Here is a 16321-nt window from a genome sequence, read left to right on the forward strand (position 1 = left end):
CAAAAATACATAGTTCCTGATTATTTATACTAAGCCGTAATATTGATACCGGACAAATTCATGTCGATAAGCTCATTTAACCGACGCTGGGCGGCGGTGATCCTCGAAGCTCTTACCCGTCACGGCGTCAGGCATGTATGCATTGCCCCGGGATCCCGTTCCACCCCATTAACGCTCGCCGCAGCGGAAAATCACGCCTTTATTCACCATACCCATTTTGATGAGCGTGGCTTAGGCCATCTTGCGCTGGGGCTGGCAAAGGCCAGCAATGAGCCGGTGGCGGTGATCGTGACATCCGGCACGGCGGTGGCAAACCTTTATCCCGCGCTGATTGAAGCAGGGCTGACCGGTGAAAAACTGGTGCTGCTGACGGCAGATCGACCGCCGGAGTTGATTGATTGCGGTGCCAACCAGGCAATTCGCCAGCCGGGCATGTTTGCCACGCATCCCGCTGAATCTTTCGCGCTGCCGCGACCCTCACAGGACATTCCTGCGCGCTGGCTGGTTTCCACCCTTGATAACCTGCTGGGTTCGTTACAGGGCGGCGCGGTACACATTAACTGTCCGTTTGCCGAGCCGCTGTACGGTGAAATGGATGATACCGGCCTTGCCTGGCAGCAGGCGCTGGGTGACTGGTGGCAGTCAGACACGCCATGGCTGCGCGCACCGAACAGGGTGAACAGCGAAACGCAGCGCGACTGGTTTTTCTGGCGACAAAAACGCGGCGTGATCGTAGCTGGTCGCATGAGCGCGGCTGAAGGCCGTTTGCTTGCTGAATGGGCGAAAACGCTCGGCTGGCCGCTGATTGGCGATGCGCTTTCGCAGACCGGGCAACCGCTGCCATGTGCCGATCTCTGGCTCGGCAATGGCCAGGCAGTGGCGGAGCTGAATCAGGCGCAGATTGTGTTGCAGTTTGGCAGCAGTCTGACCGGCAAACGTCTGTTGCAGTGGCAGGCGACCTGCGAACCGGAAGAGTACTGGCTGATTGATCGCCTGCAAGGGCGGCTCGATCCGGCCCACCATCGCGGGCGTCGGCTGGTTTCCAGCGTTGCTGACTGGCTGGAGCAGCATCCGGCTGAACCGCGCGCCCCCTGGTGCGAGGCGATCCCACGCCTTTCGGCGCAGGCCTGGGAAACTGTTTGTGCGAAGCGTGATATTTTTGGCGAGGCACAGCTGGCGCACCGCATCGCGGATTATTTGCCAGCCCAGGGCCAGCTTTTTCTTGGCAACAGCCTGGTCGTGCGGCTGGTCGATGCGCTGGCGCAACTCCCGGCGGGATATCCTGTTTACAGCAATCGCGGCGCCAGTGGTATTGACGGCCTGCTTTCAACGGCTGCCGGCGTTCAGCGCGCTACCGCGCGGCCTACGCTGGCGATTGTGGGCGATCTCTCCGCGCTTTACGACCTCAATGCGCTGGCGCTGCTGCGGCAGGCTTCTGCGCCATTCGTCCTGCTGGTGGTGAATAACAATGGTGGGCAAATTTTTTCGTTACTGCCCACGCCGCCCGCCGAGCGCGAGCAGTTTTATTTGATGCCGCAGAATGTCCATTTTGCGCATGCAGCAGCGATGTTTAGCCTTGCTTACCATCAACCGGAGAATTGGGCTGAGCTTGAGCAGGCGCTGGAAGGCGCCTGGTGCAAGCCAGGTGCGACGGTGATTGAACTGGTGGTGAATGCAACTGACGGCGCGCAGACGTTACAAACGCTGCTGGCGCAGGTAAGCCATCTGTGATCCTGCACGGCCAGGCCATTAGTGGACACCAGCCGCAACCGTGGCTGGTGTTTCTGCATGGTTTTTCCGGCGATAACCGCGAATGGCAGCACGTTGGCGACGCGCTGAGTGATTTCCCGCGCTTGTACCTTGATCTGCCCGGACATGGTGGTTCAGCCCATACTGGCGTTGCTTCCTTTGATGCGCTGGACGCGCTGCTGCGCACCACCCTTGAGCACTACAACATACGCAACTACTGGCTGGTGGGGTATTCGCTTGGTGGGCGTGTGGCGATGTACCACGCCTGCCAGCACCCTGTCGGGCTGTGTGGCCTGGTGGTTGAAGGTGGTCATCCGGGGCTGACATCTGCGGACGATCGCACACAGCGGCTGCGTAATGATCAGCAATGGGCTGCGCGTTTTCGCCAGCAGCCATTGAGTGAGGTATTTGACGCCTGGTACCGGCAGCCTGTTTTTGCCACGCTGAGCGAATCGCAACGGGCGGCGCTGGTGGCGACACGCTGCGAGAATAACGGTGCGACGCTGGCGGCGATGCTGGAGGCAACCTCGCTTGCCTGCCAGCCTGATTTGCGCGCCGTACTTCAGACACTTTCTGTGCCAGTACATTATTTATACGGTGAACATGACAGCAAATTTCAGGCGCTGGCGACGCAAGTCTCGCGCCACTGTCACGCCATTCCTGCCGCCGGGCACAACGCGCACCGGGAAAATCCCGCTGCCGTTATTGCCGCCCTGGCGCGTATTCTGCGTCTTGAGACAAAGGACACACTATGATCCACCCAGATGAAAACATGCTTTATGCGCCGGTTGAATGGCGTGACTGTTCTGAAGGTTACACCGACATCCGTTATCAGAAATCGGCTGATGGTATTGCCAAAATCACCATTAACCGCCCGCAGGTGCGCAATGCGTTCCGTCCGCTGACGGTCAAAGAGATGATTCAGGCCATGGCTGACGCGCGCTATGACGACAGCGTGGGCGTGATTATTCTGACCGGCGAAGGGGATAAAGCCTTCTGTTCCGGCGGCGATCAAAAAGTGCGCGGCGATTACGGCGGCTACCAGGATGACTCCGGTGTGCATCATCTCAACGTGCTGGATTTCCAGCGCCAGATCCGCACCTGCCCGAAACCGGTGGTGGCGATGGTGGCGGGTTACTCCATCGGCGGCGGCCACGTGCTGCACATGATGTGCGATCTGACCATCGCAGCGGACAACGCTATTTTCGGCCAGACTGGCCCGAAAGTCGGCTCCTTCGATGGCGGCTGGGGGGCGTCTTACATGGCGCGCATCGTGGGGCAGAAAAAAGCCCGCGAAATCTGGTTCCTCTGCCGTCAGTACAATGCTCAGGAAGCGTTGGATATGGGCCTGGTCAACACCGTCGTGCCGATTGCCGACCTTGAAAAAGAGACCGTGCGCTGGTGTCGCGAAATGCTGCAAAACAGCCCGATGGCGCTGCGTTGCCTGAAAGCCGCGCTGAACGCCGACTGCGATGGTCAGGCGGGGCTGCAGGAGCTGGCGGGTAACGCCACCATGCTGTTCTACATGACCGAAGAAGGGCAGGAAGGCCGCAATGCGTTTAACGAAAAACGCCAGCCTGATTTCAGCAAATTCAAACGGAATCCATAATGCGACAGGCGCAGGTTTATCGCTGGCAAATCCCGCTTGATGCGGGTGTGGTGCTGCGTGAGCGGCGCCTGAAAACACGTGACGGATTGTTCGTTCATCTCACCGAAGGCGAGCGCGAAGGCTGGGGGGAGATTTCCCCTCTGCCGGGGTTTAGCCTGGAAACGCTGGATGACGTTCAACCGGTTGTGATGGCGTGGGCGCGTAGCTGGTGCGATGGCGAACAGCCACCGCTGCCGGACGTGCCTTCTGCGGCATTTGGTTTGAGTTGCGCGCTGGCAGAACTTGGCGATGCGCTGCCGCAGGCGGCGGATTACCGCGCCGCGATGCTGTGTAGCGGTGATCCGGACGAGTTGTTCGCCGCGCTTGCTGCTTTGCCGGGTGAAAAGCTGGCGAAAGTGAAAGTGGGGCTGTATGAAGCGGTGCGTGACGGCATGGTGGTCAACTTGCTGCTGGAATCCATTCCCGATCTCCAGTTGCGGCTGGATGCTAACCGTGCCTGGACGCCGCTGAAAGCGCAACAGTTTGCGAAGTATGTCAACCCGGCTTACCGCTCGCGCATTGCCTTTCTCGAAGAGCCCTGCAAGACGCGCGAGGAGTCACTGGCGTTTGCCCGCGAGACCGGCATTACTCTCGCCTGGGATGAGAGCCTGCGTGACGCAGACTTTCGTTTTGAGCAGCAGCCAGGCGTCGGCGCCGTGGTGATTAAACCGATGTTGACCGGCAGCTTGCAGAAAGTCCAACAGCAGGTTGCAGCGGCGAAAGCGCTGGGATTGACGACCGTTATCAGTTCGTCAATCGAATCGAGCCTAGGTCTGACGCAACTGGCGCGTATCGCCGCCTGGCTGACGCCGGGAACGGTGCCGGGTCTGGATACGCTGCAATTAATGCAAACGCAGTTGATCCGCCGCTGGCCTGAGAGTGATTTACCCTGCTTGCAGGTTGATGCGCTGGAACCATTGCTATGATTTTTCCCGACTGGCCCTGGCGTCACTGGCGCACGCTGCAAGGCGAGCAGGCAGCGATTCGCCTTGAGCAGCAAAGCCTTAGCTGGCATGAGCTCTGTGCGCGTATTGACAGGCTGGCCAGCGGGCTTGCCCGCCAGGGCGTGCAGTCGGGCGACGGCGTTATGCTGCGCGCGCGCAATCAGCCGGAAACGCTGCTGGCGTGGCTGGCGCTGTTGCAATGCGGCGCGCGGGTTTTGCCGCTGAACCCGCAGTTACCCGCCACGCAACTGGAGGCGCTGTTAGGGCAGTTGACGCTGCGTTTCGCGCTCGATCTGGAGTCGCATGCGGCGTATGCCGGTTTAACATCGCTGGCGTTAAGCGAGGCTGACGGCGATTATGCCGTTGACTGGCAGCCTCAACGGCTGGCCTCAATGACTCTGACTTCCGGCTCTACCGGCCTGCCGAAAGCCGCCGTGCATACCTGCGCGGCGCATCTTGCCAGTGCGCAGGGCGTACTGGCGCTGATCCCGTTTACCGCGCAAGACGACTGGTTTCTCTCGCTGCCGCTGTTTCATGTTTCCGGGCAGGGGATTTTGTGGCGCTGGCTGCTGGCCGGGGCGCGGATCACCGTGCGGCAAAAAGCGCCGCTGGAGCAGGCGCTGGCCGGGTGCAGCCACGCCTCGCTGGTCCCAACGCAGCTGTGGCGCTTGTTAAATGACAACGTTCCGGTCTCGCTGAAAGCGGTATTACTGGGCGGTGCCGCGATCCCTGTTGAACTCACGCAGCAGGCACGCGAGCGCGGCGTCCGCAGCTGGTGCGGCTACGGCTTAACCGAATTTGCTTCGACGGTGTGTGCGAAAGAGGCCGATGGCAAGCCTGATGTCGGCTACGCGCTGCCAGGGCGTGAAGTGAAAATTGTCGGCGAGGAAGTCTGGCTGCGTGCGGCCAGCATGGCGTCGGGTTACTGGTGCAACGGAGAACTCCTCCCGCTGGTAAACAGTGAAGGCTGGTTTGCCACGCGCGATCGCGGCGAGCTGAGCGATGGTCGCCTGACCATTCACGGGCGTCTGGATAATCTTTTTTTCAGCGGCGGGGAAGGCATTCAGCCAGAAGAAGTTGAACGCGTTATTGCCCGCCACCCGCAGGTGCAGCAGGTGCTGGTGGTGCCTGTCGATGACGCCGAATTTGGTCAACGCCCGGTGGCGGTGGTGGAGTGCGCAGGCGATGTTGATGCCGATGCGCTGAGCCAGTGGGTCGCCGATAAACTGGCCCGTTTCCAGCAGCCGGTACGCTGGCTAATGATGCCCGCAGCGCTTAAAAATGGCGGCATTAAAATCTCCCGTAGTGCAGTGGCACAATGGGTCGCCAGCCACTCTTAGAGTAAGCCTTTCATCTTTAACGTAGTGCGGGTCGCGTCGTTCAGATCGTAGCGGTGCAGATCCGCAGGTTTTACCCATGCGTAATCCTGGAATTCGTCATTAAGACTGACGTCGCGATTGGCGCTGATGCAGTCAAAAATTAAGTAAATCATGTAGATCTGCTCTTTTATGCCGTCAGCATAGGTTTTCACCCGAATATCGTCGCGAAATGTCCACGGGGTGATTTCTCTCAGCTCCAGCTTGTCGCCCAGTTCTTCACGGATCTCCCGGCGCAGCGCCTCTTCAATCCGCTCGCCAGGTTCCATACCGCCGCCGGATAATGCCCATTGACCGGGGAAAACACCGCGATTGTCGGCCATCTTACACAGCAAATAGGCGCCGTCGTTTTGAATCAATGGGCACACAATCGTCCGTTGTCGCATGGTTAACTCCTTTAGCATGGTGAACATAACGCGCCATGTTAACGCAAGCGCTGGTGTAGAAAAATTGACCCCGTCTATAGTTACTGGCCTTTTTATTCATTCTGCTGACAGAAAAATAGGCGTACAATCAGAGGCTTTTGGGCATCAGGCCCGTTATGTGCGGAAATCAAAAATGAAGAAGGTTGCTTTATTAGGTTTAGCCAGCGTGTTGCTGGTCTCTGCTGGGGCGCAGGCCGTGAGTCTGAACGGCCAGATTGGGAAAGATTACACTAACTTTGGTTTCGGTTTGGGAACTGAAACCAGCGGGATCGCCGTGAGCGGTAACTGGGCACACAGTGAAGATGACGGCGATATCGCCGGTCTGGGGCTCGGTTACAACATCCCGCTTGGTCCGTTCCTTGCGACCGTCGGCGGTAAAGGTATTTATCTCAATCCGGATGTGGGCAGCGAAGGTTATGCCGTTGCTGTCGGTGGCGGGTTGCAGTGGAAAATTGCCAGCAGCTTCAGTATTTTCGGTGAATACTACTACTCGCCGGATTCACTCTCCAGCGGCGTGAAAGAGTATCAGGAAGCGAACGCCGGGGCGCGTTATACCATTATGCGCCCGCTGACGGTTGAGGCTGGTTACCGCTACATCGACATGACCGGTAAAGAAGGGCGTCGCGACAACGCGGTTGCCGATGGCCCGTATGTTGGCGTTAGCGCCAGTTTCTAATCCCCTGGCGCGGCATCTGTCCGCGCCCGTTTGTCTCCGTTTTTCCTCTGCGCATGCGCTATAGTGTTTCAACCTCGATTGCAGGAGCTAACGATGTTAAATGTGGAGATGTTATCGACCGGCGATGAAGTGCTGCATGGCCAGATTGTGGATACCAATGCGGCCTGGCTGGCTGACTTTTTCTTTAACCAGGGGTTGCCTCTCACGCGGCGTAACACCGTGGGCGATAACCTTGATGATTTGGTCGCTATCCTGCGTGAACGTAGTGAGCACGCGGATGTGCTGATTGTGAATGGCGGCCTGGGGCCGACCAGTGACGATCTCAGCGCGCTGGCGGCGGCGACCGCCAAAGGCGAAGCACTGGTGTTACACGAAGCGTGGCTGGCACAAATGGAACGCTTCTTTACCGAACGTGGCCGCGTGATGGCACCGAGTAACCGCAAACAGGCCGAGATCCCGGCCAGCGCCGAACTGGTGGATAACCCGGTCGGTACCGCCTGTGGTTTTGCTCTGCAGCTCAACCGTTGCCTGATGTTCTTCACGCCGGGCGTACCATCGGAATTTAAGGTGATGGTGGAACAAGAAATTCTGCCGCGCCTGCGCGCACGCTTTACCTTGCCGGAGCCGCCGGTTTGCCTGCGTTTAACCACTTTCGGTCGCTCAGAGAGCGATCTGGCGCAGAGCCTGCAACACCTTCAACTGCCGCCAGGCGTAGTGATGGGCTACCGCTCTTCGATGCCGATTATCGAATTAAAACTGACCGGCCCGGCAGAGCATCGCGCCGCGATGGAAGCGCTGTGGCCGGAAGTAAAACGCGTCGCCGGGGAAAGTTTGATTTTTGAAGGCACCGAGGGTTTACCGGCAGCACTTGCCGCAACCCTGCGGGAACGTCAGCTCAGCCTGACACTGAGCGAACAGTTCACCGGCGGTCTGGTGGCCTTACAGCTTTCCCGCGCCGGTGCGCCGCTGCTGGCCAGCGAAGTGTTACCGTCGCAGGCGGAAGCGCTGGCGCAGAGTGCCCGCTGGACCACCGAGCTGCGCAATCGCCATCTCGCCGGACTGGCGCTGACGGTGACTGGTCTTGAAGAGGATCATCTCAACTTCGCGCTGGCGACGCCGGAAGGCACCCGCGCGCTGCGGGTGAAATTCAACACCAACCGCCACGGGCTGGTGGTGCGCCAGGAAGTGTGCGCCATGATGGCGCTGAACATCCTGCGCCGCTGGCTGGCGGGCAAAGACATTGCCAGCGATCACGGCTGGATCAATGTGGTGGAAACGCTGTCGGTAGAGTGATCGCTGAGGGTAACGGCATGCCGTTACCCCAATGCATTTGCCAGTAGCGTAATGGGATGTTCACAGCGTTTGCTGGTGGACATCTCAATTTGCCATTTGCAGGTTTCACAATCCGTCACCACCAGATCCGCGCCGCTGGCTTCAATCTGCTCGAACAACGGCGCGCCAATCGCCTGCGATGTCGGGTAGTTTTCGCTTTTAAAGCCGTAGGTGCCGGCAATTCCGCAGCAGCGCGAATCCAGCACCGTCAATTCAAGCCCGGGGATGCGCCGCAGCAGCTCCAGCGTGTAGTGCGTCCAGCCCATTTTTTCCATATGACACGGTGTGTGGTAGACCACTTTCAGCGGCGTTTCTTTCAACGGCAACGCGCGACCTTCGTCGAGCATGCGCCAGATCCAGCGCGTGGCTAAATCGATATGCGAGCGCAAATGGCTGTTATCCACATCCAGCAGGTGAGGATATTCATCGCGCAGGGTGAAAGCGCAGGTGGACGAGGTGGCGATAACCGGCAGTCCCTCGGTCCCGATAGCCTGCTCCAGCGAGCGCACATTAAACTGCGCCTGTTTTTTCGCTTTATCGAAAAAACCATTCGCAATCAGTGGTACGCCACAGCACTTTTCCCGCTGCAATAACTGTACGCCGATGCCCATATGGTTCAGCACACGGATCAGATCTTTACCCAACTGCGGATGGTTGTAATTCACGTAGCAACCGTGGAAAAACGCCACCTGCTGCGCAAATGCGTGTTGCTGCGCGGCAATGCTGCGATACCAGCGGCGAAATGTACCGCTGGAATATTTTGGCAGCGTGCGGTGGTGATCGATTTTTAATGCGGTATCCAGCAACTGGCGCACGGGTTTTAGTGATGTTGCCGCATTCACCAGCGGCGCCATCGGTGTTGATAGCGTCCCCATCAGGTCGGTGTGGCTGAGAATGGCATTACGTATGGAGAGCTTTTTCGGCGCGTACTGGGCGCGGGCGCGCTGAATAATATCGCCAATTTTCACCCCGGACGGGCAGACAGTTTCGCAGCGTTTACAGTTGGTGCAGTACTTCAGCGCATCATCATACAGCGCGGCGTCTTTTAACCGCAGACGCTCGCCATCAGGGCCTGCCTGTTTCGGGCCAGGGTAAGCCGGATTGACGCGGCTGACGGGGCAGGCGGTGGTGCAAACGGTGCATTTAATGCAGCTTTCAAATTGCGTATTGTTCATTGTTCGCCTCCCTGTGCGCTAATTTGCTGTGCGGCATGCAGCGCGGTAACGACGCAAACGCCGCCGCCGCACCCCTGGGCGATGGCATCAAAACCGCCCAGCACCGAACCAACCACATAAAGATTGTTCACGGCGTCGCCCTCGCGCAGGCCGTGTAGTTGCGCGTCGGTCTGCACGCCAAACTGCTGCCACGGTTGGCTGTCAAACACATCATCGCGATACCACTCCTGACGCTGCGCGCTTTGCAGCACGTCGAGATCAAACACCGTTTCCCGCACGCGATCGCGCCCGGCAACCAGCCCGTTACTGAAAAAACTGCCGCTGGCGAGCACCACATTGCGCGCACGCAGCGGGATATCTTCATGTTTACGCGTCCACACTTGCGTTACGCGCTGATCGGCGATATCGGCACGCAGCACCTCGTCACCGGGCATCCAGTTACCGCCGCTGTGTATAAAAGCCTGTTGCAGGAGTTGTTGCATGCGCATACCCGGTACAGATGGCGGCAGCGTAGGCAGCAGGCGCAGCGGGCAGGCCAGTTGCTGGTTAAGGCGCGTAAAGACGCTGTTGTCCGTCAGACCAAAGCAGGCGGGCAGATAGAGCATCGCGTAGTGCTGGCTTAGCGGCAGCAACGCTTCGTACAGAGCGTTGTAGTGCTCGGGTGCGTCCAGCAGGCGGGCGATATTCACCGCGCGAAATTCGCTGGGGTTATCACGCAGCCGATCCAGTAGCGGCAGATCTATCTCTTCTGCCTGCGCGTCAATACCGCGTTTACGCAGGGCACCAGCGGCAAGCTGCGGCTGGAAATCAAGAAAACCACTGATACCAACGACGCCAGTGTGCTGGTGGGTTTCTGTTTTTACCGGCACTTCCAGCGGGCTAAGCCAGGCGGTGCGGAATGTGCCAAGCGGTGTTACGCGCTGGTGCGGCGTATCAACATCGCCCTGTAATGCCAGCCCGCAATCTGCCAGCAGCGTTTGCGCCTGGTGTGCATAGTGGCGAACCTGGTCTGCGCCGAGTCGGGCATAAGGGTGACTGGCATGGTGCTGTTGGAGGTGCGCGATGGCGCTATCAAGCGTATCGATGGGCTGGCCGTCGGGTAAGTGTGAAAGCAAATCCAGCGAGCCGGAAGAGAAGCTCAGAGCACTCTGTCCGCGGCTGACAATGGCGCAGCGCTGGCCGCTCTGCGCAAGACGGATCCCGCAGACTAAACCGGCCAGCCCGCCCCCGATAATGACCGTATCAAATCTCATCTTCCGCCTCCTTTTCCAGACCGCACAACCCCTGATAAACCCAGCGTGTGAATTCGCTTTCACGCAGCGCATCGCCCCAGGCAACGGGTTTAACGCCTTTCCAGCGTTCATTAAGAAAACCGGCCAGTTGATGCAGAGATTCACTTTCGGTCGTGACATGCATGCGGTTAAGCAACCCGGCAGCGCGACAGGCGCATAGCTCGCCTTGGCAGGTGCCCATCCCGACGCGTGTGCGGCGGCGCAAATCCAGCAGCGAGTGGACATTGAGGTTTTCGACGGCGTACTGCACTTCCCCGGCAGTGACGGCTTCACATTCGCAAACCAGACTGCGGTTATGTCTGTCACTACCAAGCCAGGCTGGCGTGCGATCGCCATGGCGATAGACCGCCGAACCGCGTAGCGGCGTCGGCAGAGAAATGATTTTTTTGAGCGCCTGTTCTGTCGGCTCACGTGAGCCAGGCAGCGGCGCGGTGGCGGTGGTGCAAGGGGCATGATGATTGAGCTTGCGACACACGGCATCCGTTGCCCATTCGGCCATCAGCCGGTAAGTCATCAGTTTGCCGCCGGTAATAGTGATAAACCCTTCCAGTCCGTCGCGCTGCGCGTGGTCCAGCAACACAATTCCCCGGCTGACATTGCGTCCGCTCGGATCATCATCGCTGGCGACTAGCGGTCGCACACCGGCATAAGCACGCAGAATGCGCGTTTTCGCCATCACCGGTGCCAGTTTTTCCCCTTCACGCAGCAGAATATCCACTTCGTCAGGCGTGACGCGCAGGTTATCGATATCGGCGTAATCAATATGCGTCGAGGTGGTGCCAATCAGTGAAATCGTGTCGCCAGGCACCAGAATATCGGCGTCGGCGGGTTTGCGGCAGCGGTTGATGACGTGCTGGTTAATACGGTGATCGAGGATCAGCAGCGCGCCTTTCGCCGGAAACATGCGGATGCTCAGATCGGCATACTCAGCGATACGCTGGCCCCAAATCCCGGCGGCGTTGACCACCACAGGCGCATGTAACTCCTGTGTTTCGCCGCTGGCGGGATGATAAAGCCGCACACCGCTCACCGTGTCGCCATGGCGGATCAGGCCACACACTTCATGTCCGGTGAGGATTTTGGCGCCGTGCTCGCGCGCGTCCAGCATATTGCTGGCGGTGAGACGGAAAGGGTCCACCGTGCCGTCCGGTACGCGCACCGCGCCGATCAGCGCCGGGTTGACGCTTGGCTCCATGCGCAGCGCTTCCTGCGGTGAGATGGCCTGCGCCGGGATCCCCGCTTGCAGACAGGCGTCAATAAACTGGCTTTGATAGACCAGATCATCTTCCGGCAGGGTGATAAACAGGCCGTCTGTCGGTTCGATACAGTGGCGGGCGATGCGTTTGAGGATCTGATTTTCGGCAATACATTCACGCGCTGATTCGTTATCGGTCACCGCGTAACGCGCACCGCTGTGCAGTAAGCCATGGTTACGGCCGGTCGCGCCGGTGGCGATATCGTGGCGTTCAAGCAGCACCACGCGCAAGCCGCGCAGGGCGCAGTCGCGGGCGATGCCTGCACCGGTCGCGCCGCCGCCGATAATAATCACATCGTAGTCACTGGAGTTGCGCATGTTCGCGTCCTTCTGGTCGACGTTCCTTAGCAACCATTTAGCCATACTATGATTGTGGTTTGTTTGATATCGCGCATATTCGAGCAAAAAACGAAAGTGAAACGCGCTTTCTTGCGTGAAGTTAGATGTTTGTCATATTTCTGTAACAATATCTGCGACAACTCATTCTCTCTGGTTAAAACTTTCACTACAATCCGCCGCGAATAACTCTGGTTATGTTCGTTTTCACTCATTAATGAAAGATATGAGTCTTACCGCGCCACGGAGGCCGCTATGTTGAGTATTTTTAGACCTGCCCCCCATCAATCGCGTCTGCCCGATGCGCAAGTCGACCCGCTGTACCGGCGGTTGCGCTGGCAGATTTTCCTCGGGATCTTCTTCGGTTATGCCGCCTACTATCTGGTACGTAAGAACTTTGCGCTGGCGATGCCGTATTTAGTCGAACAGGGCTTTTCCCGTGGCGATCTGGGGTTTGCGCTGTCCGGGATCTCCATTGCCTACGGTTTTTCGAAATTTATTATGGGTTCGGTGTCGGATCGCTCGAATCCGCGCGTTTTCCTGCCCGCCGGCTTAATTCTGGCGGCGGCGGTGATGCTGGTTATGGGCTTCGTGCCGTGGGCCACATCCAGCATCATGGTCATGTTTGTGTTGCTGTTCCTGTGCGGCTGGTTCCAGGGGATGGGCTGGCCGCCGTGTGGGCGCACTATGGTGCACTGGTGGTCGCAAAAAGAGCGCGGCGGCATTGTGTCGGTGTGGAACTGTGCGCATAACGTCGGTGGTGGCATTCCTCCGCTGCTGTTCCTGCTGGGGATGGCATGGTTTAACGACTGGCACGCGGCGTTATATATGCCCGCGTTTGGCGCGATTCTGGTGGCGATTCTCGCCTTCGCACTGATGCGCGATACGCCACAATCCTGCGGCTTACCGCCGATTGAAGAGTACAAAAACGACTACCCGGATGATTACAGCGACAAGCACGAAGAAGAGTTGTCCGCCAAACAGATTTTCATGCAGTACATCCTGCCGAACAAACTGTTGTGGTATATCGCGGTCGCGAACGTTTTTGTTTACCTGCTGCGCTACGGCATTCTCGACTGGTCGCCGACTTACCTGAAAGAGGTGAAACACTTCGCGCTGGATAAATCCTCGTGGGCCTATTTCTTCTATGAATATGCGGGTATTCCCGGCACGCTGCTCTGTGGCTGGATGTCGGATAAAGTCTTCCGCGGTAATCGCGGTGCAACGGGCGTGTTCTTTATGACGCTGGTGACCATTGCGACTATCGTTTACTGGTTGAACCCGGCGGGTAACCCGACCGTGGATATGGCTTGTATGATCATCATCGGCTTCCTGATTTATGGCCCGGTGATGTTGATTGGTCTGCATGCGCTGGAGCTGGCACCGAAAAAAGCGGCGGGTACGGCGGCGGGCTTTACCGGTTTGTTTGGCTATCTTGGCGGTTCTGTCGCCGCCAGCGCCATTGTTGGCTATACCGTTGATTTCTTCGGCTGGGATGGCGGCTTTATGGTGATGATTGGCGGCAGCATTCTGGCGGTTTTACTGCTGGTTATCGTGATGATTGGCGAGAAACGTCACCATGCCGACGTGCTGGCGCGTCGTAGCTAACAGGGAGCACTGATGAAAACCACTTTCACCCGTATGACGTCAAGCCTGCTGCTGGCAGGCGCGTTAACCAGCCAGGCGCTGGCCGCCGATAAAATCGTTATCGCCCATCGTGGCGCCAGCGGTTATCTGCCGGAACATACCTTACCGGCGAAAGCGATGGCCTATGCGCAGGGCGCGGATTTCCTGGAACAGGATCTGGTGATGACCAAAGACGACCAGTTGGTCGTTCTGCATGATCACTATCTCGACCGCGTGACGGATGTCGCGGAGCGCTTCCCACAGCGCGCGCGTAAAGACGGGCGCTACTACGCCATCGACTTTACGCTCGACGAGATCCGCTCGCTGAAGTTTACCGAAGGGTTCGAGCTGGAAAAGGGCAAAAAAGTGCAGGTCTATCCGGGGCGTTTCCCGATGGGCAAATCCGATTTCCGCATTCACACGTTTGAAGAGGAGATCGAGTTTGTGCAGGGGTTAAACCACTCCACTGGCAAAAACATCGGTATTTATCCGGAGATCAAAGCGCCCTGGTTCCACCATCAGGAGGGGAAAGATATTGCCGCAAAAACGCTGGAAGTGCTGAAAAAGTACGGTTACACCAGCAAGCAGGACAACGTGTACCTGCAATGTTTTGACGTCAATGAGCTCAAGCGCATTAAGAATGAGCTGGAACCGAAGATGGGGATGGATCTTAAACTGGTACAGCTGATTGCGTATACCAAATGGAATGAAACGCAGGAGCAGCAGCCGGATGGCAAATGGGTGAATTACAGTTACGACTGGATGTTCGAACCCGGCGCGATGAAGCAGATCGCCCGGTATGCCGACGGTATCGGTCCGGACTACCACATGCTGGTGGCGGACGGTTCAAAACCGGGTAACGTCAAGCTTACGGCAATGGTGAAAGAGGCGCATGCCAGCCATTTGCAGGTCCATCCGTTTACCGTACGCGCGGATCAGCTTCCGCCGTACGCCAGCGATGTGAATCAGCTCTATAAGGTGTTGTATCAGCAGGCGGGTGTCGATGGTTTGTTCACCGATTTCCCGGATAAAGCGGTGCAGTTTTTAAAGCACAAGTAAAACAAAAGGGCCTGTGAAGGCCCTTTTTTACATCTCGATTTCGATATCGCCTTTCGCCCGGCAGCAGCAGGGCAAAATTTCCCCTTCGTTGATAAAGGCCAGCGGCTCGGCAATCCAGTCCACCTGGCCTGCCACCAGGCGGCAGCGGCAGGAGCCGCAGTAGCCTTCGCGGCACTGGTACTCAACTTCCACCTGGTGCGATTCGAGCGCCACCAGCAGGGAAGGGTGCTCATCCTGGCACTGGACGTGCGTGCCGGAAAGGCTAAGCGTAACACGGCTCATCAGAGCTGGAAGCTACTCAGATCGTCGGTGTCGACTTCAGAGTCGATCTGGCCGACCAGATAGGAACTCACTTCCACTTCCTGCGGTGCCACCTGGACGTTATCGGAAACCAGCCAGGTGTTGATCCACGGAATCGGGTTCGAACGGGTCTGGAACGGTAAGTCGAGACCGACTGCCTGCATACGGATGTTGGTGATGTACTCAACATACTGGCAGAGAATGTCTTTGTTCAGACCGATCATCGAGCCGCCCTGGAACAGGTATTCCGCCCACTCTTTTTCCTGCAATGCTGCCTGTACGAACAGGTCATAGCACTCCTGTTTGCACTCTTCGGCGATCTCGGCCATTTCCGGGTCATCCGCGCCGGAACGCAGCAGGTTCAGCATATGCTGGGTGCCGGTCAGGTGCAGGGCTTCGTCGCGGGCAATCAGGCGAATGATTTTGGCGTTGCCTTCCATCAGCTCACGCTCGGCGAAAGCGAAGGAGCAGGCGAAGCTGACGTAGAAGCGAATCGCTTCCAGCGCGTTCACGCTCATCAGGCACAGGTAGAGTTTTTTCTTCAACTCGCGCAGGCTGACGGTCACGGTTTTGCCGTTGACGTTATGCGTGCCTTCCCCCAGCAGATGCCAGTAGCTGGTCATTTCGATCAGCTCGTCGTAGAAGTGCGAGATGCCTTCCGCGCGCTTGAGGATCTGCTCGTTGGTGACGATATCGTCAAACACCACCGCCGGATCGTTAACGATGTTGCGGATGATGTGGGTGTAAGAGCGTGAATGGATCGTTTCTGAAAACGCCCAGGTTTCTACCCAGGTTTCCAGTTCCGGGATAGAGATCAGCGGCAGCAGCGCAACGTTCGGGCTACGACCCTGAATGGAATCCAGCAGCGTCTGGTATTTCAGGTTGCTGATAAAAATGTGCTTTTCGTGTTCCGGTAGCGCCTGGAAATCAATACGGTCGCGGGAAACGTCAACTTCTTCCGGACGCCAGAAGAAGGAGAGTTGTTTCTCAATCAGCTTTTCGAAAATGTCATATTTTTGCTGATCGTAGCGCGCCACGTTAACCGGCTGGCCGAAGAACATCGGCTCCAGCAACTGATCGTTTTTCGTCTGTGAAAAAGTGGTGTATGCCATGGAATGTGAGTCCTGT

General features: G+C 57.8%; 15 protein-coding genes. 9 read left to right on the forward strand and 6 right to left on the reverse strand.

Annotated elements, in window-relative coordinates:
• The first annotated feature begins 60 nt into the window (after positions 1-60).
• Genes menD through menE form a run of 5 tightly spaced genes read left to right on the forward strand, consistent with a single transcriptional unit; the run spans position 61 to position 5681 of the window.
• Positions 61-1731, forward strand: a complete 1671-nt coding sequence (menD, locus tag O3S68_RS01505; RefSeq protein WP_269230644.1) for a 2-succinyl-5-enolpyruvyl-6-hydroxy-3-cyclohexene-1-carboxylic-acid synthase — start codon at positions 61-63, stop codon at positions 1729-1731.
• The gene (gene menH / locus O3S68_RS01510; RefSeq protein ID WP_269230645.1) at positions 1728-2504 is read left to right on the forward strand and encodes a 2-succinyl-6-hydroxy-2,4-cyclohexadiene-1-carboxylate synthase; all 777 of its coding nucleotides are present in this window, start codon (positions 1728-1730) and stop codon (positions 2502-2504) included. Before menD ends, menH begins: the two co-directional genes overlap by 4 nt.
• Complete coding sequence (menB, locus tag O3S68_RS01515) at positions 2501-3358, forward strand: 1,4-dihydroxy-2-naphthoyl-CoA synthase (protein WP_269230646.1); 858 nt, start codon at positions 2501-2503, stop codon at positions 3356-3358. Before menH ends, menB begins: the two co-directional genes overlap by 4 nt.
• A complete protein-coding gene (menC, locus tag O3S68_RS01520) occupies positions 3358-4323 on the forward strand; it encodes an o-succinylbenzoate synthase (protein ID WP_160269372.1) in 966 nt (321 codons plus the stop codon). The genes menB and menC overlap by 1 nt, the downstream gene beginning before the upstream one ends.
• Positions 4320-5681, forward strand: a complete 1362-nt coding sequence (gene menE / locus O3S68_RS01525) for an o-succinylbenzoate--CoA ligase (RefSeq protein ID WP_269230647.1) — start codon at positions 4320-4322, stop codon at positions 5679-5681. The genes menC and menE overlap by 4 nt, the downstream gene beginning before the upstream one ends.
• Here menE and nudI read toward each other — a convergent pair.
• A complete protein-coding gene (gene nudI / locus O3S68_RS01530; protein WP_269230648.1) occupies positions 5678-6103 on the reverse strand; it encodes a nucleoside triphosphatase NudI in 426 nt (141 codons plus the stop codon). The genes menE and nudI overlap by 4 nt on opposite strands.
• A gap of 172 nt (positions 6104-6275) precedes the next feature.
• Between nudI and O3S68_RS01535 the strand changes: the two genes are divergently transcribed.
• Both O3S68_RS01535 and O3S68_RS01540 read left to right on the forward strand, forming a co-directional pair.
• On the forward strand, positions 6276-6818 hold the full coding sequence (locus O3S68_RS01535) for a YfaZ family outer membrane protein (RefSeq protein WP_097407112.1): 543 nt from the start codon (positions 6276-6278) through the stop codon (positions 6816-6818).
• Positions 6819-6911: 93 nt separating this feature from the next.
• Positions 6912-8111 carry a nicotinamide mononucleotide deamidase-related protein YfaY gene (locus O3S68_RS01540; RefSeq protein ID WP_020454508.1) on the forward strand — a complete coding sequence of 400 codons (1200 nt, stop codon included), beginning with the start codon at positions 6912-6914 and terminating at the stop codon, positions 8109-8111.
• A gap of 23 nt (positions 8112-8134) precedes the next feature.
• Here the strand turns inward: O3S68_RS01540 and glpC are convergent, their stop codons facing one another.
• From glpC to glpA, 3 genes are read right to left on the reverse strand one after another with little or no spacing between them, the layout of a single operon-like run.
• The gene (gene glpC, locus O3S68_RS01545; protein WP_269230649.1) at positions 8135-9325 is read right to left on the reverse strand and encodes an anaerobic glycerol-3-phosphate dehydrogenase subunit GlpC; all 1191 of its coding nucleotides are present in this window, start codon (positions 9323-9325) and stop codon (positions 8135-8137) included.
• Positions 9322-10578, reverse strand: a complete 1257-nt coding sequence (gene glpB, locus O3S68_RS01550; RefSeq protein ID WP_269230650.1) for a glycerol-3-phosphate dehydrogenase subunit GlpB — start codon at positions 10576-10578, stop codon at positions 9322-9324. Before glpB ends, glpC begins: the two co-directional genes overlap by 4 nt.
• Positions 10568-12190: an anaerobic glycerol-3-phosphate dehydrogenase subunit A gene (gene glpA, locus O3S68_RS01555; protein ID WP_020454505.1), complete on the reverse strand. Its 1623-nt coding sequence runs from the start codon at positions 12188-12190 to the stop codon at positions 10568-10570. Before glpA ends, glpB begins: the two co-directional genes overlap by 11 nt.
• 273 nt (positions 12191-12463) lie before the next feature.
• On the opposite strand from glpA, the gene glpT reads away from it, so the two are divergent.
• Complete coding sequence (gene glpT, locus O3S68_RS01560; RefSeq protein WP_269230651.1) at positions 12464-13816, forward strand: glycerol-3-phosphate transporter; 1353 nt, start codon at positions 12464-12466, stop codon at positions 13814-13816.
• A 12-nt stretch (positions 13817-13828) separates the two neighbouring features.
• Positions 13829-14893: a glycerophosphodiester phosphodiesterase gene (glpQ, locus tag O3S68_RS01565; protein ID WP_097407115.1), complete on the forward strand. Its 1065-nt coding sequence runs from the start codon at positions 13829-13831 to the stop codon at positions 14891-14893.
• A gap of 27 nt (positions 14894-14920) precedes the next feature.
• Here glpQ and yfaE read toward each other — a convergent pair whose 3' ends face one another.
• A complete protein-coding gene (yfaE, locus tag O3S68_RS01570; RefSeq protein ID WP_017458569.1) occupies positions 14921-15175 on the reverse strand; it encodes a class I ribonucleotide reductase maintenance protein YfaE in 255 nt (84 codons plus the stop codon).
• Positions 15175-16305 (reverse strand): class Ia ribonucleoside-diphosphate reductase subunit beta, encoded by a 1131-nt coding sequence (gene nrdB, locus O3S68_RS01575; RefSeq protein ID WP_017458568.1) that lies wholly within the window; start codon positions 16303-16305, stop codon positions 15175-15177. The genes yfaE and nrdB overlap by 1 nt, the downstream gene beginning before the upstream one ends.
• Positions 16306-16321 lie beyond the last annotated feature (16 nt).

The organism is Kosakonia sp. SOY2 (assembly GCF_027109175.1).
GTDB lineage: Bacteria > Pseudomonadota > Gammaproteobacteria > Enterobacterales > Enterobacteriaceae > Kosakonia.

Coding starts and splice junctions, on each gene's coding strand:
- menD (WP_269230644.1), top strand. CDS start 61: ATGTCGATAAGCTCATTTAACCGACGCTGGGCGGCGGTGATCCTCGAA.
- menB (WP_269230646.1), top strand. CDS start 2,501: ATGATCCACCCAGATGAAAACATGCTTTATGCGCCGGTTGAATGGCGT.
- menC (WP_160269372.1), top strand. CDS start 3,358: ATGCGACAGGCGCAGGTTTATCGCTGGCAAATCCCGCTTGATGCGGGT.
- menE (WP_269230647.1), top strand. CDS start 4,320: ATGATTTTTCCCGACTGGCCCTGGCGTCACTGGCGCACGCTGCAAGGC.
- nudI (WP_269230648.1), bottom strand. CDS start 6,103: ATGCGACAACGGACGATTGTGTGCCCATTGATTCAAAACGACGGCGCC.
- O3S68_RS01535 (WP_097407112.1), top strand. CDS start 6,276: ATGAAGAAGGTTGCTTTATTAGGTTTAGCCAGCGTGTTGCTGGTCTCT.
- O3S68_RS01540 (WP_020454508.1), top strand. CDS start 6,912: ATGTTAAATGTGGAGATGTTATCGACCGGCGATGAAGTGCTGCATGGC.
- glpC (WP_269230649.1), bottom strand. CDS start 9,325: ATGAACAATACGCAATTTGAAAGCTGCATTAAATGCACCGTTTGCACC.
- glpB (WP_269230650.1), bottom strand. CDS start 10,578: ATGAGATTTGATACGGTCATTATCGGGGGCGGGCTGGCCGGTTTAGTC.
- glpA (WP_020454505.1), bottom strand. CDS start 12,190: ATGCGCAACTCCAGTGACTACGATGTGATTATTATCGGCGGCGGCGCG.
- glpT (WP_269230651.1), top strand. CDS start 12,464: ATGTTGAGTATTTTTAGACCTGCCCCCCATCAATCGCGTCTGCCCGAT.
- glpQ (WP_097407115.1), top strand. CDS start 13,829: ATGAAAACCACTTTCACCCGTATGACGTCAAGCCTGCTGCTGGCAGGC.
- yfaE (WP_017458569.1), bottom strand. CDS start 15,175: ATGAGCCGTGTTACGCTTAGCCTTTCCGGCACGCACGTCCAGTGCCAG.
- nrdB (WP_017458568.1), bottom strand. CDS start 16,305: ATGGCATACACCACTTTTTCACAGACGAAAAACGATCAGTTGCTGGAG.